The organism is Polaromonas sp. P1_E3 (assembly GCF_056405935.1).
On sequence record NZ_JBFUBD010000004.1, the window covers coordinates 64,075 to 83,593 of the forward strand.

Consider the following 19,519-nt stretch of genomic DNA (forward strand, 5'->3'; position numbering starts at 1 on the left):
CACCTGCGACAATCCCAAGATGCTCGAATTTGAAGTTTTGAAGACCGACGCCCCGGCAGGCGAAGGGGCCGGCGCCTACCTCGGCTCCTATGCCCGGCGCGGCAAGCTGACGCTTAACCACGGGGTGGTGCAAACCCCCATCTTCATGCCGGTCGGCACGTACGGCACGGTCAAGGGCGTCATGCCGCAGTCGCTGCATGACATGGGCGCGCAAATCATCCTGGGCAATACCTTCCACCTCTGGATGCGGCCCGGACTGGACGTGATGCAGCAGTTCGGCGGCCTGCACAAGTTTGAAAGCTGGAACAAGCCCATCCTGACCGACAGTGGCGGCTTCCAGGTCTGGTCACTGGGTGAAATGCGCAAAATTTCCGAAGAGGGTGTGAAGTTCGCCTCACCCGTAAACGGCGACAAGCTCTTTCTGACACCCGAGATCTCCATGCAGATCCAGACGGTGCTCAACAGCGATATCGTGATGCAGTTCGACGAATGCACGCCGTACGACACCAAGGGCCACATCACCACCGAAAGCGAAGCGCGCAGCTCGATGGAACTGAGCCTGCGATGGGCCAGCCGCTGCATCGCCGAGTTCAACAAGCTGCAGAACCCCAACGCGCTTTTTGGCATCGTGCAGGGCGGCATGTTTGAGAACCTGCGCCAGGAATCGCTGGAGGCCCTGGTCGAACTCGACCTGCCCGGCTACGCGATAGGCGGCGTGAGCGTGGGCGAGCCCAAGGAAGAAATGCAGCGCATCATGGCGCACACACCGCATCGCCTGCCAACAAACAAGCCGCGCTACCTGATGGGCGTGGGCACCCCGGAAGACCTGGTCGAAGGCGTGGCAGCCGGTGTTGATATGTTTGACTGCGTGATGCCCACCCGCAATGCACGCAACGGCCATATGTTCACACGCTTTGGCGATCTGAAAATCCGCAACGCGCGCTACAAAACCGAAGACCAGCCGGTCGACGCGACCTGCAGCTGCTACACCTGCAGGAATTTCTCACGCGCCTACATGCATCACCTGGACCGTTGCGGTGAAATGCTGGGTCCCATGCTGTCGAGCATCCACAACCTGCACTACTACCTGAACCTCATGCAGGAAGTCCGCGACGCACTGGACGCCGGCCGTTTTGGCGAGTTCACCGCGCAGTTCCGGGCCGACCGGCAGCGAGGCGTGTAATGAACATCAACCTGCAACGCTGGATTGACCGCTGGGTTGGCATACCGCTGTGCGCAGCGGTATCGGGCGTCGATGCCGTGCTGCGGCAATTCCGCTCCGGCGCCGATCCCGCGCCGCGCGCCATCGTGGTGATTTTGCTGTCGGAAATGGGCAGCCTGGTGCTGGCCCACGAGATGTTCGCGCGCCTGAAGCAGCGCTACCCCGACGCACCGCTGCACGCGCTGCTCTTCGGCAAGAACCGCGAAATCCTCGACCTCATGCAGGTGGTGGATCCGGCCAACGTGCACACGGTGGACGACAAGTCGCTGGGCGGCCTGCTCTCCAGCCTGTGGAAGGCGATTGGCGAGCTGCGCCGCGCGAATGTTGACGTGGCGATTGACTGCGAGCTGTTCTCGCGCATCAGCAGCCTGCTGTCTTACGCCAGCGGCGCGCGCATCCGCGTGGGCTTTCACCGCCACACGCAGGAGGGGCTGTACCGTGGGTCGCACATCAACCGGCCCGTGCCTTACAACCCCTACCACCACATCAGTGCGCAGTTCCTGACGCTGGCGCGCGCGATTGATTCGACCGCCGTGCCCAAGTCCAAACTGCCGGCCAACCTGACGGCCGCTACCGCCAAACCACCGCCACACGTGCGGCTGGACCCGGCGCTGGTGCCAGGCATCCAGGCCCGCTTGTCGCAGGACTTCCCCGCGATCGCCGGCAAACGTCTGGTGCTGGTCTATCCAGGCGGCGGCATTTTGCCGATACGCGCCTGGCCGCTGGAATCCTACACCGCGCTGTGCCAGGGCCTGGTGGCCGACGGCTGCGCGGTGGCAGTGATTGGCCTGAAGGACGACCAGGCGCTGGCGCAGCAACTGGTCGCCAATGTGCAGGCAGCTTACCCGGGCAGCCCGGTGATTGACCTGACTGGCTATACGCGCTCGATTTCCGAACTGCTGGCGCTGTTCCACGTCGCCCGCCTGCTGGTCACCAACGATGGCGGGCCGGGGCAGTTCGCGGCGCTCACCCCGATCTGGACGCTGATGCTGTTCGGCCCCGAGACCCCGGGCCTGTATGCGCCGCTCACGCCCCAGTGCCATTCCTTTTACAGCCAGTGGCCGTGTTCGCCCTGCCTGACGGCCTACAACCACCGCTCGTCATATTGCGACGGCGACAACCAGTGCCTCAAAGTCATCGCACCCGAAGCCGTATTGGCCAAGGCGCGCGAATGCCTGGCAACGCCCTGACCCTATTCCCATGACAACACTTCGGTCCCTAGCAGAGGCCCTCATCAGCCGCCTGCCTGAACGCCTGCAGCCCTTGGCGCGCTGGCGCTTCATCAAGTTCGGCGTGGTGGGCGCCAGCGGCACGGTGGTGAATGTCGCTGTGCTCTATGTTGCCCAGGAATTCCTGTTCAGCCACATTGCCGACTTCCATTCCCGGCTGAACTACTCCATTGCGCTGGCGATTACGGTCGCCACCATCAGCAATTTTTACTGGAACCGGCGCCTGACCTGGCGCGATCGCAAGCACGAGGTGCACCACTCGGCGCTGTTCCTGTTTTCAAAGTACGTGATGGCGGCGGGCCTGGCCATCGTGCTGCAGTCACTGCTGACCAAATGGCTGGCCCTGTACATGCACTACATCCTGGCCAACGTGCTGGCGATTGTCTTGTCCAGCGTGTGTAACTTCGTCGCCAACGACCGCATGACATTTCGCCGGCGGCGCGCGAAAATCGTGCCCCCCGATACCGGCGGCGCTGCGCCGCCTTCCACCGACTCCCATGACAAGCCTTGAATCCCTGAAAACCCGCGTCCCGGTCCACCGCATCTGGATAGTGCTTGCGCTGCTGGTTGCGCTGGCTTACCTGTTCGGTCTTGCCGGCGACCACATTCCGCGCAATGGCGACGAGCTGGTCTACGCCCATATCGCGCGGCTCACGGCGGAGACCGGGAAATGGCTGCCGCTGGTCAGCTCCTATGACTTCATGCGGAACACCAAGCCACCCGTGCTCTTCTGGCAGGCGATGGTGGCCGGCGGATGGGGCGAACACTGGACGCTGCTCAACCTGCGCATGCCGAGCGTGGTCTACACGTGGGCCATCGCGCTCATGGTGGGACTGCTGACCTGGAGAATCTTTCGCAATGCGGCCACCGCCGCGGCCAGGGGTTCTGAAGAACCGGCGGGCCGGGTTGCACCAACCAATAACGACCGTCACGCCCTGACGATGGCCGCCATTGCGACCATCGTCTATCTGTCGTTCTTCAGCACCTACCGCTATGGCAGGCCTTACCTCACCAGTGCGCCCGAAACCTTCTGGCTGTTTGGCGTGTTGTTTGCCGTTGCTTGGGCGCCGGCAAAGCTGCTGGCCTCGCGCTGGAAGTTTCCCTTGCTCGCCGGGCTGGCGATCGGCATAGGCTGCCTCTACAAGTCGTTTGTCATGGTGGTACCGGTCGGGTTCGGCCTGGCCCTGTGCTACCAGGTGCTGGGGGCGAAAAAAGCGCCATGGGCAATTTTCCGGCCCGGGATCGTTACCGACGGCGTCAAAGTCACAGCCATCTGCGTGCTGGCGCTGGCGATCTTCGGATTGTGGTTTGCCATTGACCCGCAGCCAGGTGAAGTCTGGCGCGAATTCGTCGTCGGTGAAAACGCCGGCAAGATGAACTCGTCCAAGGGTTACTTCGCCATTGCGTTCAGCGGCAGCAGCGGCGTGTTGACAATTTTGACGGGTTACTTCTCCAACGCCCTTTTCCTGTTGCCCGTTGCCGTGGGTTGTTTTGTAGCGGCGTGGCGCGCCTGGCGGCAACGCAAGGGCACGGGCAAGACCATCAGTGATGCAGAAAAAGCCATGTGGCTCTGGATGCTGGCCTTTGCGCTGGTGTTCATGGTGCCCACCCAGCGCTCCACCCGTTACCTGATCCCCGCCATGCCTGCGCTGGCCGTATTGATCGCGTTGTACTGGGAACGCATCCCGCGCATCTGGTTCAGCCTGACTTTGCTGATTTGTCTGGGCGGTGCGCTGGCCATGGGATTGATCGGATTTGGCGGCGTGAAAGCCACGCAGGATCCGTGGCTGTACTCGCCGCTCTACTGGTTTTTCATCGCCATCCTGGCACTGGCGTGCATCGTGGGGATGTTCAGGCCCGCTTTTACGCGCCAGATCGCCGCCATGAGCAGTTTCGCCGTTCTCTTTGCGCTGGCATGGGTGACCTTGCCGTTCAACGGCGACATGGGCCATTTTCGTCCCGAAACCGACGCATTGCTCAAGGGCCAGCGGTTATCGGTGCCCAGCAACTTCAACGGACACTTCGAACGCTATGAGTTCATCATCCCAGGCGCCAAAATTGTCCCCTATTTCGCCGCGCAACCGGTGGATTACGAGGACGTTGACGCCCTGTTCAAGAACACGCGTTACGCCCTGGTGCAGCGACGGGCGGGGCAAAAACCCTGCGATGGCTGCCGCATCATCGACCAGCGCTGGGACCTGCGGTCACGGCAGGACGAGAAGGAAGGTACGTTTGGCGCGTTCAAGTCGCCCGAAACCTTCTGGTATGCCCGCGAATACCTGGTCGAGCGCGCTGCGCCCTGAACCCGCTGTTTGTTTTCCTCACTCCAACCCGTATTTGACTGGAACCCGCGCATGCCGAAAACTTCCCCGCAAGCCGCGATGGCCCACCTGCTCTCCACGGTGACTATTCTGGGCGCCTTGCTGCTTAACCTCGGGGGTTGCGCCACAGCCATCAAACCCCATGCGGAGACAGGTGCGCCCATGCTGGGCTTCCAGAACATGGCCCTGAACCCGGGCAACGGCGGGGAGCTGATCGGTGCCGACGCCCTGCTGCCAGGCGACATCATTCTCACGGCGGAAAACGGCCTTAACTCGGTGGGCATCCGCCTGATCACGCTCTCGCCGGTCAGCCATGCGGCGGTGTACATGGGCAACCGGCAAATCGCCGAAGCCGTGGGCTCGGGTATCCGCGTGCGCAGCGTAGACGCGCTACTCAATGATGAGGCGACCGTGGTGGCGTTTCGCCATCCTGACCTCACAGCCGAACAGGCCATCAAGATCAACACCTTCGCGGCCAGCCACGAAGGCAAGAAATACAACTATCTCGGCGTGATGCTGCAGGCGCCCTTTGCCCTGGAGCGCCGCATGTGCGAGCTGCCGCTGGTGCCTTCGATGGTGCGCGACTTCTGCATCCGCGGCATCGCAGCCGTACAGCTCGGGCTGGGCCGCAATGACCAGTTCTTTTGTTCGCAGTTCATCCTGGAGGCCTACCGCAGCGCCGGCCTGCCGCTGACCGATGCCGACCCGCGGCTGATCAACCCCGGCGACCTGCTGCACATGCGGGAGGGCGACGTGCCCTCCATCATGATTCACAAGCCGCTCAGGTATGTGGGTCACCTCAAAGCGGCGCCCCAGATCGTCGCCGTCGAGCGCATTCAGCAGTAGCCCACGCCGCTATTGCGGTGGCGCTGCGGCGTCAACTCAAGTTGCTTCAGCCGCCGATGTGCATCGTGAACTGCGCGCCGTTGGAGAGTTTGCACTGCCCCGTCCCCATCGTTGACGAGTTCATCTGGTAGCGGCAGCTGATATAGCTGCCCCGGCTGCCGGAACCGTTGGCCACTCCTTCGCGCGTTGAAGAGCTTGCGATGCGCGTAGCTTCCCCGTTAAAGCTTTCACCGTTGATGTTGGTGGTGAAGGTGCCGCGCCCGTTCATGTCATTGGTCACCACCGCGCCCACCATGCCGTAGGCCTGGGCGGCGTCGTTCGCCGGGTACAGCCGCGCCGCAAAGGTCGTGCTTGCCGGCATGGCCGGTGTGACATACACCGTGGAGGAAACCGGCGGATGGCCGGGCTGGACCGGCACGACGTAGCAGCCCGTCAGGGCAGTGGCGCCCAACACCGCAGCGGCCAAAGCCGTGCGGCGCGTCAGGCGTGACAGGGAGAACACGGAGGAATCGATCTTCATAAATAACCCGAAGGCCCAAGCACATGCTTGTAGAGGCAGTGTGGAGCGGAATGCCCTAAAAGTTTCGCTTAAAGATACAAGGCCATTAAATTAGTACGATTAGCATCAAATAAAGATACTTCATCGAAAACCGGCATATGGACAGCAAGTCTTCATGGCAGGGCTGTAGTCGCCAAATAACCGCCGTGCAGCGCAAAGATTCAGGCTCAGGCACCATCCACGATCCCACTCACTTTTTTGCCCGAACATGACCATGCAATACCGCCGCCTTGGCAACAGCAATCTCAAAGTCTCCGTCCTGTGCCTGGGCACCATGATGTTCGGCAAGCAGACGCCGTTTGAAGAAGCAGGCCGCATCGTGGCATCAGCGCGCGACCACGGGCTCAACTTCATCGACACGGCCGATGTCTACAACCAGGGGCAGTCCGAAAAAGACCTGGGCAGGCTGCTCGCAGGTCAGAGGAACCGCTGGGTGCTGGCCAGCAAGCTGGGCAATCCTGTCAGTGAGGCTGTCAATGAGGGCCACTACTCCCGCCGCTGGCTCGTGCAGGAAACCGAGGCCATTCTGGCAAGGCTACAAACCGACTACCTGGACATTCTTTACCTGCATCGCGACTACCACAACGCCAACCTGGAGGAGGCCGTTCGCGCGCTGGGTGACCTGATCCGTGCGGGCAAGATCCGCAGCTTCGGCCTGTCCAACTTCAGGGGCTGGCGCATCGCCGAGGTGGCGCACCTGTGCAAAGCGCTGGGCGTGCCGCAGCCTGTGGTGTGCCAGCCGTATTACAACCTGCTCAACCGCGGCCCGGAGGTTGAAATCCTTCCGGCCTGCGGCCACTACGGCATTGGCGTGGTGCCTTACAGCCCKCTGGCGCGCGGCGTCCTGACCGGCAAGTACCCGCCCGGCCAGCCGCCGGCCGAAGGCACGCGCGCGGGCAGCGGCGACAAGCGCATCCTGGAGACCGAGTTCCGTGAAGAGTCGCTGGTGATCGCGCAGAAAATCAAGGTGCGCTGCGAAGTCAAAGGCCAGGTCCCCGGCCAGTTCGCCGCGGCCTGGGTGCTGACCAATCCGCTGATCAGTTCAGTCATCGTCGGCCCGCGTACCCTGCAGCACCTTGAGGATGTGTACGGCGCGGTGGATTTGGCGCTGGACAAGGACGACGAAGCCTTTGTCAACGAGCTGGTGGTGCCGGGCCATGCATCCAGCCACGGCTACAACGACCCGGGCTACCCCTTCTTCGGCCGCCCTGTTTAATCCCGCTCAGAACCCCGGCGCGGTGCCGGCGCCGGTCTGTGGCACCTTAAGTTTTTTGTCGCTCGTGGTGCCGCAGGCATGGCAGAACCTGGCAAACGCGCCCTTGCGCGTCGAGCACTTCGCACAATGGTCAAAAAGGCCGATGCCGCAGTGCGGACAAAAATCGATCTCCGGATTTTTCAGGTCCACCGCTCGCTCGCAGCCGGGGCACACGCCTTTTGCCAAGCGCGTGAGCGCTGTGTCGTAGCTCAGTTCCTCGCGGCGTTGCGCGTCCGGCAGTTGCTCGGCCAGCTTCTGCTTTTCCAGATAGCGGTTCAGCGAAATGATGGCTTGCCGGCCCACCAGCGCTGTGACGACGATGCCCACGATGTAACGCACATAGCCGCCATAGCTGGGCAGGTAGGGCACCAGCTCGACGAAAAATGCAAACACGGCAAAGAAGATAAAGCCCCATACAAAGGGCCAGTAGGTGCCCTTGCGTTTTTTGGCGAACAGCCAGCCGGCCGCCACCAGTAGCGGAAGGGTCAGGGCCAGGCGGTACAGAAAGACGCGCAGCTCTACACGCCGGTATTCGGCATTGAGCTGCACTTGCGCGGCTTCTTCCATTTCGGCCAGCTTGCGGCGTTCGCGCACGGCGCCCTGCCGGGCATCGAGGGCGGCCTGCTGCTGGGCCTCGACCGCAACGCCGGCTGCGCGCTCGCGGTCTTTCAGGCCATCCAGTACCCGCGTGCGTGACAGCAGTTCGGCGTCTTGCTCGGCCTGCTGGGTGGCCCGCCGGGTCGACAGCCAGTTGTCGAAGGTCTCGCGCGCGGCGGTCGAATCCGCCTGGGCGGCCTGGCGTTTGAGCTGGGCTTGCTCCAGCGCGGTTTGCGCGTCGCGCTCGGCACGCTCGGCTATCTTGATGGCATTGCGCGCCGCATTGCTCGCCGCGGCGTCCACGTAGTCGTCGAGTGACAGCTGCTTTTCGACTTTGGGCAAATCACCGACGACAGTGCCGCCCAAGCCGATCAGGAAGCCCGCAAACACCAGCGCCACCAACCACAGGCCGCGGTGCATCCATTTTTCCGTCAATCGCAAAGCATTGGCCATGGTGATCTCCGTTTTTTGAGAAGTGCGGACAAGCCTGTCACAACCTGACGATGGTCACAGGCTTGCCGTCCGTCATGCGGGCGCGCTGCAACCAGCTGAACACCGAATCCACGGTGACGGTTTCAATGCGGTCTGAAAACCGCTTGTCGTTGGGATGGTCATCAAAGGCGACATTCGCCGCAGTCATGCGCCCGCCCAGCCGGGTCAAGGGGCCCAGCTTCAGCGTGGTGGGCTCATAAGCCTTGAACTTCAACCAGGCCTGCGCCTGGTCTCGCGTGTTCATTCCCGGCTCCATGGCGGCCGCCATCGTCTCAATCGCCCACTGGTTGGATTGCTGGTATTTGGTGCCCCAGGCGTAGCTCACGATGCTGTAGCGCCATTCATGCATGGTCGTGACCCGGCCAAGGTCCTGTAGCAGCACCAGCAATTTGGCCTGAATCTCTGGCGAGGGCGCGACCCAGGCAGCTTCAAAGCGCCACAGGTCGTCGAGGAAAAACTCGCCCAAGCCCTGTCGGTACACCGACGACTCGCTGGTGCCACAGGTATTGAGCTTGTGCACCACGCGCCAGGTCATGCCGCCCCGGCCGTCGGGCACCTGATAAGCCAGACCGAGGTGCGAGTAGCGCACGCCGTACTTGCCCAGGTCCTGGCCGGCACGCGCTAGCACCACCACCTTGTCACCGCTGGCGTTGAGTGAGGCCAGCGTTTTTTCGGCCAGCGTCATGCCGCGCTCCACCGTCTGCGGTGTGGTCTTGCGGGCTTCGCAGGAACGCCCGGCATGGGCCACCGGCGCCGTGGCTGCAAACACCACGGCCAGCAACAGCGGCAAAAGAGTTTTAAAGATTTTCATGGCGGGGTTCCGCTTTCCGTGAAAAAGGTTTTTCACAATCACTGCGTCAGGCGTTCGTTGTGCAGCAGGGCGCGGCCCAGCGCGTTGGGGATAAAGGCGATGGCTTCCCCGGCCGCAGACAGCACCACGCCCGCACCCACAACGCTCACCACCACGGCCGTTCCGACCACCATGGACACCCCGGCAACGCCCCGGCCCACCACTTCTATGCTGACCCGGGCGCCGTCAGAAGCCCGTTCCAGCACGTACACCGTTCCGCGGGCCGTACTTTCAACGGTCTTGACCACCAGCACCGTGCCGGCGGTCGACAGCACCAGCGGCAGCGCCACCACGGAGCCTGCCGCCGCGCTGGCGCCCACCACCACCGAGGCCACCGGCAGGGCCGAGAAGGCGCTCAGCGCAGAGACCTCCGATTGAGCTCGAGCATGAAATGGGGCTCCAGCCATTGTCAATACTGCACACGTAGCTATCAAATAGGTAGCAAAACGATTCTTCATGATGTCCTCCTGTGTTCGTGTGTCGGCTTCTTTATTCGCTGGCCGTCTGGCTGCGCGACATGCGGCCAGCCATACGGGCTTCGCTCAGGTCGGCTTCGTGCCGGTCACGCAGGGTCTTGGCCAGGGTAAAGCTGCAGGTGATCAGGTAGAGCCAGCTCACACCGAGGAAAGCCTTGTAGGTTTCGTTGATCTCCATGCGCCACAAACCCCAGCCCGTCAGCGACATCGCCAGGAAGAACCCGCCCCACACCACCAGCTTGAACATCGGGGTGTCGGCCAGCTTGCCTTCGGCCTTGCTTTGCTCCTGGTCACGCACATACTTGGCCAGCACAAAGGCCGCCGACAGGCAGAAGAAGTAACCCATGACCATGAAGGCGCGATCGAGGTCCTTGCCGGGCAGCCAGGACAAGCCCACGGCGCAGAGGAAAACAGCGATCAGGAAAGAAACCCAGACTTGTAATTGCCAGGGTTTGGAGTCACGGTGTATCAGCGTCTGCATAAAAACCTTGCGGTTGTTGAGGAGCCCCTAATGTGCGCCGGGGCCCGTCAAAATCATGCAAATAGCGATACAGTTTCTATTAACTCTCCATGAAGCATCGAATTTCGATACTTTATTCAGACATCCAACAGGGCGGAGACCCGCCCGCGCAAAACCTCGGGCTGAACCTCGGTCGGCTTCAAGGCTGCCCCGGCGTTCAGCCCCACACGGCTGAACAGGCCACGCCGGAAAGGCCTCACCATGGCCACCCCTTTTTCCGCACGGCTGAAAAACGACCCCCAGAGGTTGGTCAATGCCATGGGAACCACCGGCACCTGCAGGCCGTCGCGTTCGGCGTTTTCCAGGATTTTCATGATGCCGCCCTTGAAAGCCTGGAGTTCGCCGTTTTTGGTAATGCCGCCTTCGGGGAAGATGGCCAGCAAGTCGCCGTCGCGCAGCACCTTGGCTGCCGCCTCGAAAGCCGCTTCGTAGAGCGCCGGATCTTCCGTGCGCGGCGCAATCGGGATGGCCTTGGCCAGGCGGAACAGCCAGCCCAGCACCGGCATTTTGAAGATGCGGTGGTCCATCACGAAGTAGATAGGGCGCGGGCTGGCCGCCATCAGCAGGACCGGATCGACAAAACTGACGTGGTTACAAGTCAGCACGGCGGCACCTTGCGCCGGTATGTTGTCGTCGCCGGTGATCTTGAAGCGGTAGACCAGGCGCGACGCAATCAGCGCAATGAAACGCAGCAGGTATTCGGGCACCAGCATGAAGATGTAGAAAGCCACCACTGCGTTCGCCAGCCCCACGAACAGGAAAATCTGCGGGATGCTGAAGTTGGCTTTCAGCAATGCGCCGGCCAGGATAGCGCTGACGATCATGAACAGCGCATTCAGAATGTTGTTGGCTGCGATGATGCGGGCGCGATGCGTAGGCTGGCTGCGCAGCTGGATCAGGGCATACATCGGCACGCTGTACAGCCCGGCAAAGAGGCTGAGCAATGCAAGGTCCACCATCACGCGCCAGTGCGCATGCTGCGACATGAAGGCGCTTAAGGTCATGACGGGCACAGCCGGCAGGCCGCGCGAGGCGAAGTAAAGATCCACCGCGAACACGCTCATGCCGATGGCTCCCACCGGCACCAGGCCGATCTCGACATGGCGCTTGCTGAGCACCTCGCAGAGCAGTGACCCGGTCGCAATGCCGATGGAAAACACCACCAGCAGCAACGAAGCGACCTGCTCGTTGCCGTGCAGCACTTCCTTGGCAAAACTCGGAAACTGGCTCAGGAAAACGGCGCCAAAAAACCACATCCAGCTGATACCCAGCATGGAGCGGAACACCACCAGGTTGCCGCTGGCAAGCTTGAGGTTGCGCCAGGTTTCCGTAACCGGGTTCCAGTTGATCTTGAGGCCCGGATCAGTCGCCGGTGTGAGCGGGATAAATTGCGAGACAAGCCGGCCGACGAGTGCAAGGCCGACGCACGCGATGGCCACGTAGTCAGGCCCGACCTGGGGCACTGCCACCATGAGCCCGCCCACCACCTGGCCCAGCAAAATGGCCACGAAGGTGCCCATCTCGACCATGCCGTTGCCACCGGTCAACTCGCGCTCATTGAGCGCCTGCGGCAGGTAGGCGAACTTGACCGGGCCGAAAATCGTGGAGTGCAGGCCCATTAAAAAAGTGCATCCCAAAAGTACAGGTACCTGCACGTTGGCGTTCGGGCTCATGAAGCCGACGGCGGCGATCAGCATGATCACCACTTCCAGGTTTTTGACAAAGCGGATCACGCGTGTCTTTTCGAACTTGTCGGTAAGTTGCCCACTGGTGGCCGAAAACAGCAGGAACGGCAATATGAACAGTGCGCCTATCGCCAGCCCCGCCAGCGCGGGCGGCAACCAGCTCACGCTAAGCTGGTAAGTCACCATCACGGTGAAGGCGAATTTGAAAAGATTGTCGTTGGCCGCACCCGAAAACTGCGTCCAGAAGAAAGGGGCGAAGCGGCGTTGCTTGAGGAGTGCGAACTGGTTCGGGTGTTCATGAACAGGGGGTGGCGTCACCCCGGCGGCCATATCAACAGGCATGCTTGACTCCTCTTTTCAGTTGTTGTGCGGCAGGCTGCGGCGAACCGGCCTGCCTGCTCTGTTTTTAAATGCTGTTGTGGATTCTGCCTTGAATTGCCGGACCTGCAGAAGCGCCGCGACGACGGGCCAGGCAGCGCAGCTGGCCACCACGTGCTTCAGGGTATGACCTGAGACCACCTGGCCCGTCCACTCGAACACCACGTGGTCTCCCACCTCCAGCAGCTTGGCCAGCGCGTAGATCGCAATCAGCATCACCCAGCGCACAGGCAGCTCCTGCATCTGGACGGGCCGCATGAGGGCACACCCCAGGATGAGCGCCATGCCGCCAAATTGCAATACAGCCCAAGGCAGCACATTGCCCGTGACGGACCAGGCGAATACCGACATCGGGCCAAGCACCATCACCACAGCAGCCAGCGCCAGACCGGCGCGGGTGCTGACCGACCTCATTGCCGCCAGACCGAGCAGCCCGGCAAAAGCCAATACCATGCCGCCGCGGTCCCACACCAGGCCGGCATCCGCCGGTTGCAGGTGATAGGCTGCGGACACCCCGGTCGTCACCCACAGGCCCGCAAAAAACAGCCCGGCCATTGCAGCAGCCCCAGCGCTGATGGCCTTCACATGCAAGGCGCGAAGCAGCGCCCAGAGGCCCACCGCGCCCCACAACGCAAATGGCGCATTGCTGAGGACGTCCATCGCGTGCAGCAACCCGCCCCAGCTGCGCTGGTCGGCAAAGTCGTGATAGTGCGAAGGCTGCATCACAGAGGGGCCCAGCAGCGCGGCCACCAGCAGCAAAAGCGACACGCCGCCGAGCAGGCATTCGCGGCGCCATGCAAGGACACCTGGCTGAACGCGCCACGGTAGTGGCTCGACCCGGCGGTGAGGTATGGGGATGGTTTGCATGTGGGCTCCTTGGGTTAAGTGAGCCGCACTGTGCCTGCCAAGAGGTTCCGAAGCATCACAATTCACCGCGGTTGCGACAATCCACCCCGGAAGTATCCATAATCGATACCCATGAGCACTACCGCCGACCTCGTTACCGTCCTCAAAAAAGAACTCAAGGCGGCGCGCATGACGTACGCCGACCTGGCCGTCAAACTTGGCATGGCCGAATCAAGCGTCAAGCGCATGCTGGCCAGGGGCGACATGCCCCTCTCGCGAATCGACGCCATCTGCCGCGCGCTCAAGCTGGACTTTGCCGACCTGGCCCGGCGCATTGCCGATACCCAGCCCCTGCTGGCAGAGCTGACCGAAGCACAGGAAAAAGCCGTCGTGGCCGACAAAAAGCTGTTGCTGGCCGCCATCTGCGTGCTGTCGCAATGGACGCTGGAGCAAATCACCACGAGCTACCGGCTGACCGAAGCCGAGTGCATCAAATACCTCGCGCAGCTGGACCGCATCGGCATCATCGAACTCAAGCCACTCAACCGCTACCGGCTCAAGCTTGCCAAGACCTTCCGCTGGCGGCCGCATGGCCCGGTGATGGACTACTTCCGCGAAAACGCCCTGCTCGACTATTTTTCGGGTGGGTTTGATGGCAACGGCGAAGGCCTGCTGCTGGTGCATGGCTCCATCAGCCGCGGCCTGGCGCCTTCGTTCCTCGAGCGCATGCAGCGGGTGGCGCAGGACTTTGCCCAACAGCACCAGACGGACCAGAAGCTGGGCGACAAAGATCGCGAAGGCTTTACCTTGTTGCTCGCCATGCGGAGCTGGGAGTTCGAGGCTTTTGCTGCATTGCGGCGTTAGCCCCCACACGGCTGCTCACTGCGTGTAGCTCCTGCCCCCCCCGAGGGGGCCGCTGCGCCTGCGCCCGGCAAAGCCGGTTCCGTGGCCCCGGCTGGTAAATGCGCAAAACATCATCGGACAATTGCATGCAATTAAATTAGTCAGCTAAGTAAATTCGGCATTTACTGATAATATTCCACCACGTACGGCTCGCAAGACCATTTCATGCATGCAATTCCGGCGGAATCACGATGAACAACATCTCCACCCATGTTGGCCTGCCCACCCCGGTCGCCGCCAACCTGACCGAGACCAAATACTTTTTCCAGGCGCTGGACAACTTCTCGCGGGTCATGGCGATACGCCCCGGCGACCGGGTGCTGATGCTGGCCGACCCTCTGCTGGACCCGCGTGTAATTGACGCCGTAATCGGCGTTGCAAAATCGCGCGGCGCCGAGGTGCGCGTTTACATGGAGCCGAGCACGCAAGTGACCGCTGTGCCAGAAGAAGTGCACGCCCTGCTGAAGAAGGCCACTTTTGTGGTGTCCACGTGGTTCTGCTCCATCCTCGACCCTTTGTGCATCAACCTGCGCCGCACCGGGCAGCGCTGGGTCAAGATCACGTACTTTCGCAACCTGGATCTGTTGCACACGCCGCAGGCGCGCTTTCCGGTCGACCTCATCGGCGAGATCATTCGCGGCACGGCCGGCCGCTACCCGACCGAAGGCGACTTTGAGCTGCGCTTCACCGACCCGCGGGGTAGCGACTTCCGCATCAGCTTCACGCAGGAGATGCGCGCCAACCAGCTGGCCACCAACCGCTGGCGCGGCCAGATGACCGCCGAAGAAGACGGCTGCTATGTGCATTACCTGCCCACGCACGGCCCCAATCTTTGGGACCACAACTCGGTCAAGAACGACTTCAAAGCGATAGTTCCCATGGCCGGCGTGCTTTATCCGCAGTGGGCCGTTGGCTTTGCCAGACCGTTCGAAGAAAAAATCGCCGTGCGCTTTGAGGGGGACACGATTTCCTCGGTTGATGGGATTTCAGAAGAAGCCGTCATCCTGCGTGAAATGCTGGTGGGCGGCCGCATGATCGAAGGCGGCGGTTGTGGCTTCAACCCCAAGGCGCCGCGCCATACGGTGTATCCGGCGGGCTCCAACGCGCCGGGTGCGTTGCACTTCGGCATCGACCTGGCGCAACCCAGCGACTACATACGCCGCGTCATGCCCGACTGGGAGGAGCCGCCCGTGCATATGGATCTGATCACGCTGGACGGCACCGTCACTGCGGGCGACAACCTGCTGATCAAAGACGGGTTTTTGTGCGCGTTGCGCGATCCGTCGGTGGTGGCGATGGCAGCGCGCTACGGCGATCCGGTGGAGTTACTCGAAGCCCAGGTTCTGTAAGGCCTCATGGCCTCTTCAAGTGGGGGCTGCGGTACGGCTTTGCCGGCCGCGAGGTGCCCGTCCCCTGGGAGGGGAAAAGGCGCTACACGCAGTGAGCGTCGATAGGGGTAAGCCTATCCAGGCGCCGTAAACACCGTCAGCACACCGGTGTAGCCGTAAAGGTGATGCCGGGCGATCTCCCCGCCTGCGAAGAAGCCGACCAGCGGCACATCGCCCAAAGCCCGCCGCACGATCTGCAGTTCGGCACTGGGCGCGCCGAAGTGCGGGCCGCCCCGGCCGGAGCAACTGACGTACACCGCACCGGCTATGCGCCGGGCCGCATGCGGCGCGGCCTCGGCCTCTGATGCGCTCAGGGCGCTGGCCACTTCCAGCGTGACTTCTTCCGGCTCCAGTTCCTCACGGATCTCGGCACACACCCGCACCAGGTCGGCACGCGCGGCTTCCATATTGCGCTCGCAGAAAGCCAGCTTCATGCCAACGGCAGGCACTTCCGCAATGGCAATACCCTTGCGCGCCGGATCCAGCCCGATCAGGTGGCGCACCAGCACCTCCGCGCCAAACTGTTGGTGCCGGCCTGCGCCGTCATGGGGAATATCGGACGGTCGGCTGAGGCCGACCAGCGTGTTGCGCACTTTGGCCAGCGCCTCCCGCGGCTCGTCGAGCGAGACGTCCAGGTCCGCCAGCATCACCTCCAGCGCCGGCTTTCCATCGAGTTCAGTGACCACATTGGATTCGCACGCCGTGATCTCATGGTGTGCCGACACGGGCCGGCACCCCTGGGTGATGCGCGACATCAGCGCTGCACCCTGACCAAACGCCACACCACTAAGGCCACCGGTGAAAACACCGCCGGCCGCGCCCTGCCCCTTGACATTGCCGTGCCCGCTGAGCGCAAATTGCACCGTGCTGGAACGGCTGGAGGCCAGGCCGCCAAACACATACCCGCTGTCCGTGCGCTGGGCCATTTCATCGATCAGCTCGCCGACATCGGGCGTTGTGGCATCCGCGTGCACCAACGCCGTATGCGCCTTGAACCGCCCCAGGCTGGCCGGCGGCAAAGGCGATACACCCGAGAACACGCGGTACTGATCGTGGGGAAGCTCACAGAGCATGACCGTAAGCGCCGGCTCGTCAAAATACTCGACGTTGTTGGAGGCGATGCCTATGCCCACCGTGCCGCTCCAGTCCGTGATGTCGGGCAACTCGGCGCTCAGGTGATCAAGGATGTCCTGCGCATGAGGTGCATAGTGATCGGTGATGTAGAGCAGCGCCAGCGTGGGCGATTTGGCGTAGCCGGGCAATGCGAGATAGGCACGCAGTTGCGCCAGCACAAGGCCTGCCGCCATCTGCCATTGCGGATGGGTAGCGTGGCCGTAGGGAAAGAGCTTCATGGGATCCTGGTGAATTCAGTGAGAAGTCGGCCTGTATCACCGCTTGGTTTTGCGTGCGGTTTTGGTTGCAGCCTTGCGCGCCGGCGTCTTGGCTCCGGGTTTTGTTTTGGCGGCAGTTTTGCCGGCGGCGGGTGTAGGCCAGGCCTGGCTGCTGCGCAGGGCCGTGTTCATGGCCGCGCGTGCCCCACCAGCCATGGTTTTACCGGCGGACTCCGCCATGTTGCGTGCCATGCCCGTTGCCATGCCGGTGGCGGTCTTCATCGCGTCCTTGGCAAGGCCGGTCGCCAGGCTCTTTGTCRTATCCATCGCCGTTTTTTTGGCGGCGTCCTTCATGGCGTCCGCTGCAATGGTCTGGAACTGCTGGGTCAGCGCGCCCCACCACTGCATCGGGTCCACCACGCCAGCTGGCGGTGTGCCGGCCTTGGCCTTGGATTTGGCGGCTGGCTTGCCCGCGCCAAAGCTCGTTGGCGGAACCTCCAGCCCCGAAAACGTGCGGGCCTTATCGGCCACACGCTGCACGCCCCCGGCCACGCTGTCCGCCACCTTGAGCTTGAAGGCATTGGCCACGTCGCCCATGTTGAAGTTCATGCCTTTGAGGGTAGCCAGCGTCATTTTCTGCACCTCCAGCGCCTGGATGGTCGCCTTGAGCGCTGTGGCGTTCTGGTCGAGCCAGAACTGGACGGCCTTGAGTTCATCGATGCGCTTGTCGAGCTCTTCGACATTCAGCGTAGGCGCTACCCAGTTGCCGAGGTTGGGCAACTGCGGGATGCTTTGCGTTGCGCTGCCTGCCGCCTGCTTGGCCAGGTTCTGCAAAAAGTCAAAGCCGGGCACCAGCTTGCCGAAACCGGGGAAAGAAGGGTTGTCCGCGTCACTCATGAATGTCTCCTGGCAGGTTGTGCACGATTTGCATCGGGCGGCTGGATGATCCAGCGCACGCCTTCATTGTGCAACGCCGCAGCAGCGCGTCAACCGCTTTTTGTGTTTTCAGCAAGCCAACACCTGAGCCGGACTGATCCTGATATGGATTCAAACAAAACCCGCCCACCAGCCTTTATTGACAAGCGCAAGCAGCTATCTATTTCATAGCATTCAGCGAGGGGCCTGGCGCCGTGCATGTTGCCAGCCGGGATGCAAAAGCGTTTCTTTCGGGTAATGCCCTGATAAGCTTGCATTATGAAAAGCCTCTTTCACTTTGCCTTCAATGTCAGGGACCTCGACGTGGCCCGCCAGTTTTATGGCGGGGTCCTGGGATGCGCGGAAGGCCGCTCCGCCCCCACCTGGGTCGACTACGACTTTTTCGGCCACCAGCTGTCGCTCCACCTGGGCGAACCCTTCAAGACAGAACGCACCGGCCACGTTGGCGACAAGCTCGTTCCCATGCCGCATTTCGGCCTGGTGCTTGCGCTGGCCGACTGGCAGGCACTGGCGCAACGATTGCAGTCAGCCGGTGTGAAGTTTGTGCTGGAGCCGCAAGTGCGCTTTGCCGGCGAAGCGGGTGAGCAATGGACCATGTTTTTCTGCGACCCCTTTGGCAACCCGATCGAGATCAAGGGTTTCAGATCACTTGAAACCCTTTACTCGGCCAACGCGGCCTGACATACATCTATGGCCTATACCTTTGCGTCCGCCACGGTGTTGCTGCTGCTGATCACCGATCCGTTTGGCAACATCCCTATTTTTGTCAATGCCCTGAAGGGCGTGGCGCCGGAGCGGCGCATGTGGGTCATCCTGCGCGAGGTGCTGATCGCATTTTTGCTGCTGCTGGCCTTCATGTTTGTCGGCGACGGCTTTCTGCGCCTGATGAACCTCAGCGATTTGTCGCTGCAGATAGCCGGCGCGGTGGTCATGTTCCTGATTGCGCTGCGCATGATCTTCCCATCGGACCAACCCGAGGCCGCGCCTTTGCAGGGCGAGCCGCTGATCGTGCCGCTGGCGATCCCCGCGCTCGCCGGCCCGTCGGCGCTGGCCACGGTGATGCTGCTGGTGTCCCAGGCGCCGGCACGGAGGCTCGAATGGATCGCGGCGCTGTGCGTGACGATGGCGGTATGCGCTGTGGTGCTGGTACTGTCCGAGCGCATCCAGCGGGTGGCCGGCGACCGCGTCATGWTGGCGTTTGAACGGCTCATGGGACTGATCCTCGTGGCGATTTCGGTGGAGATGCTCCTGCGCGGCATACGGCTGTTCATCAGCCAAACCGGAGCTGCTGCATGAAGAAGTCCGTGCAACGCCTCGTCCTTATTGGTGTCTGCGCATTGGCCTCGCCCTGGGCGCATGCCGTGCAGGACTGCGAAATCAACGGCGAAAGCGTCAACCCCAACAATGGCAACACCACGGCCGGAAAAACCGGCATCATGCGCTGCAAGGACCGGGACTCAGGCCAGATGATGCGTGAACAGGAGTTGCAGGGCGGCAAGTTCATGGGCCTGATGCGCCACTACCAGAACGGCAAGCTGCAGCGGGAATACAGCGAAAACGAGCGCGGCAACCGGCATGGCCGCGCGCGCGAATTCGCGCCGGACGGCCGTGTGCTGCGCGACTCCGTCTACGACAACGGCACCGAAGCCGGCCTGGCGCGCAGCTTTCACACCAATGGGCAATTG

The 19,519-nt window shown here is 62.2% G+C and carries 20 protein-coding genes; 11 read left to right on the forward strand and 9 right to left on the reverse strand.

The features are described 5' to 3' along the window. The first annotated feature begins 19 nt into the window (after positions 1 to 19). From tgt to AC1D0Z_RS01970, 5 genes are read left to right on the forward strand one after another with little or no spacing between them, the layout of a single operon-like run. The gene (gene tgt / locus AC1D0Z_RS01950; RefSeq protein WP_477656554.1) at positions 20 to 1,183 is read left to right on the forward strand and encodes a tRNA guanosine(34) transglycosylase Tgt; all 1,164 of its coding nucleotides are present in this window, start codon (positions 20 to 22) and stop codon (positions 1,181 to 1,183) included. After that, a complete protein-coding gene (locus tag AC1D0Z_RS01955) occupies positions 1,183 to 2,412 on the forward strand; it encodes a glycosyltransferase family 9 protein (RefSeq protein ID WP_477656555.1) in 1,230 nt (409 codons plus the stop codon). Before tgt ends, AC1D0Z_RS01955 begins: the two co-directional genes overlap by 1 nt. Before the next feature lie 10 nt (positions 2,413 to 2,422). Further along, positions 2,423 to 2,962: a GtrA family protein gene (locus tag AC1D0Z_RS01960; RefSeq protein ID WP_477656556.1), complete on the forward strand. Its 540-nt coding sequence runs from the start codon at positions 2,423 to 2,425 to the stop codon at positions 2,960 to 2,962. Next, entirely contained in the window at positions 2,949 to 4,754 is a 1,806-nt protein-coding gene (locus tag AC1D0Z_RS01965) for an ArnT family glycosyltransferase (RefSeq protein WP_477656557.1), read from the forward strand. The genes AC1D0Z_RS01960 and AC1D0Z_RS01965 overlap by 14 nt, the downstream gene beginning before the upstream one ends. A gap of 51 nt (positions 4,755 to 4,805) precedes the next feature. Further along, complete coding sequence (locus AC1D0Z_RS01970) at positions 4,806 to 5,618, forward strand: C40 family peptidase (RefSeq protein WP_477656558.1); 813 nt, start codon at positions 4,806 to 4,808, stop codon at positions 5,616 to 5,618. 46 nt (positions 5,619 to 5,664) lie between these two features. Here AC1D0Z_RS01970 and AC1D0Z_RS01975 read toward each other — a convergent pair whose 3' ends face one another. Further along, positions 5,665 to 6,138 carry a hypothetical protein gene (locus tag AC1D0Z_RS01975; RefSeq protein ID WP_477656559.1) on the reverse strand — a complete coding sequence of 158 codons (474 nt, stop codon included), beginning with the start codon at positions 6,136 to 6,138 and terminating at the stop codon, positions 5,665 to 5,667. Between the two features lie 253 nt (positions 6,139 to 6,391). Here AC1D0Z_RS01975 and AC1D0Z_RS01980 point away from each other — a divergent pair, with 253 nt between their 5' ends. Next, complete coding sequence (locus AC1D0Z_RS01980; protein WP_477656575.1) at positions 6,392 to 7,393, forward strand: aldo/keto reductase; 1,002 nt, start codon at positions 6,392 to 6,394, stop codon at positions 7,391 to 7,393. A 6-nt stretch (positions 7,394 to 7,399) separates the two neighbouring features. On the opposite strand, the gene AC1D0Z_RS01985 is transcribed toward AC1D0Z_RS01980, so the two are convergent. The 6 genes from AC1D0Z_RS01985 to AC1D0Z_RS02010 all read right to left on the reverse strand — a co-directional run bounded on the left by AC1D0Z_RS01985 (position 7,400) and on the right by AC1D0Z_RS02010 (position 13,297). After that, complete coding sequence (locus tag AC1D0Z_RS01985; protein ID WP_477656560.1) at positions 7,400 to 8,482, reverse strand: serine endopeptidase; 1,083 nt, start codon at positions 8,480 to 8,482, stop codon at positions 7,400 to 7,402. A gap of 37 nt (positions 8,483 to 8,519) precedes the next feature. Next, on the reverse strand, positions 8,520 to 9,332 hold the full coding sequence (locus tag AC1D0Z_RS01990; RefSeq protein ID WP_477656561.1) for a DUF2145 domain-containing protein: 813 nt from the start codon (positions 9,330 to 9,332) through the stop codon (positions 8,520 to 8,522). A 38-nt stretch (positions 9,333 to 9,370) separates the two neighbouring features. Next, positions 9,371 to 9,829, reverse strand: a complete 459-nt coding sequence (locus AC1D0Z_RS01995) for a hypothetical protein (protein WP_477656562.1) — start codon at positions 9,827 to 9,829, stop codon at positions 9,371 to 9,373. A gap of 31 nt (positions 9,830 to 9,860) precedes the next feature. Beyond that, positions 9,861 to 10,328: a YiaA/YiaB family inner membrane protein gene (locus AC1D0Z_RS02000; protein WP_477656563.1), complete on the reverse strand. Its 468-nt coding sequence runs from the start codon at positions 10,326 to 10,328 to the stop codon at positions 9,861 to 9,863. Positions 10,329 to 10,444: 116 nt separating this feature from the next. Further along, entirely contained in the window at positions 10,445 to 12,394 is a 1,950-nt protein-coding gene (locus AC1D0Z_RS02005; RefSeq protein ID WP_477656564.1) for an MFS transporter, read from the reverse strand. 15 nt (positions 12,395 to 12,409) lie between these two features. After that, positions 12,410 to 13,297 carry a hypothetical protein gene (locus tag AC1D0Z_RS02010; protein ID WP_477656565.1) on the reverse strand — a complete coding sequence of 296 codons (888 nt, stop codon included), beginning with the start codon at positions 13,295 to 13,297 and terminating at the stop codon, positions 12,410 to 12,412. A 111-nt stretch (positions 13,298 to 13,408) separates the two neighbouring features. On the opposite strand from AC1D0Z_RS02010, the gene AC1D0Z_RS02015 reads away from it, so the two are divergent. Together AC1D0Z_RS02015 and AC1D0Z_RS02020 are read left to right on the forward strand one after the other, a co-directional pair. Further along, entirely contained in the window at positions 13,409 to 14,140 is a 732-nt protein-coding gene (locus AC1D0Z_RS02015; protein WP_477656566.1) for a helix-turn-helix domain-containing protein, read from the forward strand. A 230-nt stretch (positions 14,141 to 14,370) separates the two neighbouring features. Beyond that, complete coding sequence (locus tag AC1D0Z_RS02020; RefSeq protein WP_477656567.1) at positions 14,371 to 15,528, forward strand: hypothetical protein; 1,158 nt, start codon at positions 14,371 to 14,373, stop codon at positions 15,526 to 15,528. A 113-nt stretch (positions 15,529 to 15,641) separates the two neighbouring features. Here the strand turns inward: AC1D0Z_RS02020 and AC1D0Z_RS02025 are convergent, their stop codons facing one another. Both AC1D0Z_RS02025 and AC1D0Z_RS02030 read right to left on the reverse strand, forming a co-directional pair. Beyond that, a complete protein-coding gene (locus AC1D0Z_RS02025) occupies positions 15,642 to 16,919 on the reverse strand; it encodes an FIST signal transduction protein (RefSeq protein WP_477656568.1) in 1,278 nt (425 codons plus the stop codon). Positions 16,920 to 16,955: 36 nt separating this feature from the next. Then, positions 16,956 to 17,795 (reverse strand): PhaM family polyhydroxyalkanoate granule multifunctional regulatory protein, encoded by an 840-nt coding sequence (locus AC1D0Z_RS02030; protein WP_477656569.1) that lies wholly within the window; start codon positions 17,793 to 17,795, stop codon positions 16,956 to 16,958. Between the two features lie 297 nt (positions 17,796 to 18,092). Here AC1D0Z_RS02030 and AC1D0Z_RS02035 point away from each other — a divergent pair, with 297 nt between their 5' ends. The 3 genes from AC1D0Z_RS02035 to AC1D0Z_RS02045 all read left to right on the forward strand — a co-directional run. Continuing rightward, positions 18,093 to 18,515, forward strand: coding sequence for a VOC family protein (locus AC1D0Z_RS02035; protein ID WP_477656570.1), 423 nt, complete (start codon positions 18,093 to 18,095; stop codon positions 18,513 to 18,515). A gap of 9 nt (positions 18,516 to 18,524) precedes the next feature. Beyond that, the gene (locus AC1D0Z_RS02040; RefSeq protein WP_477656571.1) at positions 18,525 to 19,130 is read left to right on the forward strand and encodes a MarC family protein; all 606 of its coding nucleotides are present in this window, start codon (positions 18,525 to 18,527) and stop codon (positions 19,128 to 19,130) included. Beyond that, positions 19,127 to 19,519, forward strand: a 393-nt coding sequence (locus tag AC1D0Z_RS02045) for a toxin-antitoxin system YwqK family antitoxin (RefSeq protein WP_477656572.1), incomplete at its 3' end; no start/stop codon positions are given. The genes AC1D0Z_RS02040 and AC1D0Z_RS02045, both read left to right, overlap by 4 nt.

Excerpts from the sequence above, each read along its gene's own strand:
- tgt (WP_477656554.1), top strand. The coding sequence starts at position 20 with ATGCTCGAATTTGAAGTTTTGAAGACCGACGCCCCGGCAGGCGAAGGG.
- AC1D0Z_RS01955 (WP_477656555.1), top strand. The coding sequence starts at position 1,183 with ATGAACATCAACCTGCAACGCTGGATTGACCGCTGGGTTGGCATACCG.
- AC1D0Z_RS01960 (WP_477656556.1), top strand. The coding sequence starts at position 2,423 with ATGACAACACTTCGGTCCCTAGCAGAGGCCCTCATCAGCCGCCTGCCT.
- AC1D0Z_RS01965 (WP_477656557.1), top strand. The coding sequence starts at position 2,949 with ATGACAAGCCTTGAATCCCTGAAAACCCGCGTCCCGGTCCACCGCATC.
- AC1D0Z_RS01970 (WP_477656558.1), top strand. The coding sequence starts at position 4,806 with ATGCCGAAAACTTCCCCGCAAGCCGCGATGGCCCACCTGCTCTCCACG.
- AC1D0Z_RS01975 (WP_477656559.1), bottom strand. The coding sequence starts at position 6,138 with ATGAAGATCGATTCCTCCGTGTTCTCCCTGTCACGCCTGACGCGCCGC.
- AC1D0Z_RS01985 (WP_477656560.1), bottom strand. The coding sequence starts at position 8,482 with ATGGCCAATGCTTTGCGATTGACGGAAAAATGGATGCACCGCGGCCTG.
- AC1D0Z_RS01990 (WP_477656561.1), bottom strand. The coding sequence starts at position 9,332 with ATGAAAATCTTTAAAACTCTTTTGCCGCTGTTGCTGGCCGTGGTGTTT.
- AC1D0Z_RS01995 (WP_477656562.1), bottom strand. The coding sequence starts at position 9,829 with ATGAAGAATCGTTTTGCTACCTATTTGATAGCTACGTGTGCAGTATTG.
- AC1D0Z_RS02000 (WP_477656563.1), bottom strand. The coding sequence starts at position 10,328 with ATGCAGACGCTGATACACCGTGACTCCAAACCCTGGCAATTACAAGTC.
- AC1D0Z_RS02005 (WP_477656564.1), bottom strand. The coding sequence starts at position 12,394 with ATGCCTGTTGATATGGCCGCCGGGGTGACGCCACCCCCTGTTCATGAA.
- AC1D0Z_RS02010 (WP_477656565.1), bottom strand. The coding sequence starts at position 13,297 with ATGCAAACCATCCCCATACCTCACCGCCGGGTCGAGCCACTACCGTGG.
- AC1D0Z_RS02015 (WP_477656566.1), top strand. The coding sequence starts at position 13,409 with ATGAGCACTACCGCCGACCTCGTTACCGTCCTCAAAAAAGAACTCAAG.
- AC1D0Z_RS02020 (WP_477656567.1), top strand. The coding sequence starts at position 14,371 with ATGAACAACATCTCCACCCATGTTGGCCTGCCCACCCCGGTCGCCGCC.
- AC1D0Z_RS02025 (WP_477656568.1), bottom strand. The coding sequence starts at position 16,919 with ATGAAGCTCTTTCCCTACGGCCACGCTACCCATCCGCAATGGCAGATG.
- AC1D0Z_RS02035 (WP_477656570.1), top strand. The coding sequence starts at position 18,093 with ATGAAAAGCCTCTTTCACTTTGCCTTCAATGTCAGGGACCTCGACGTG.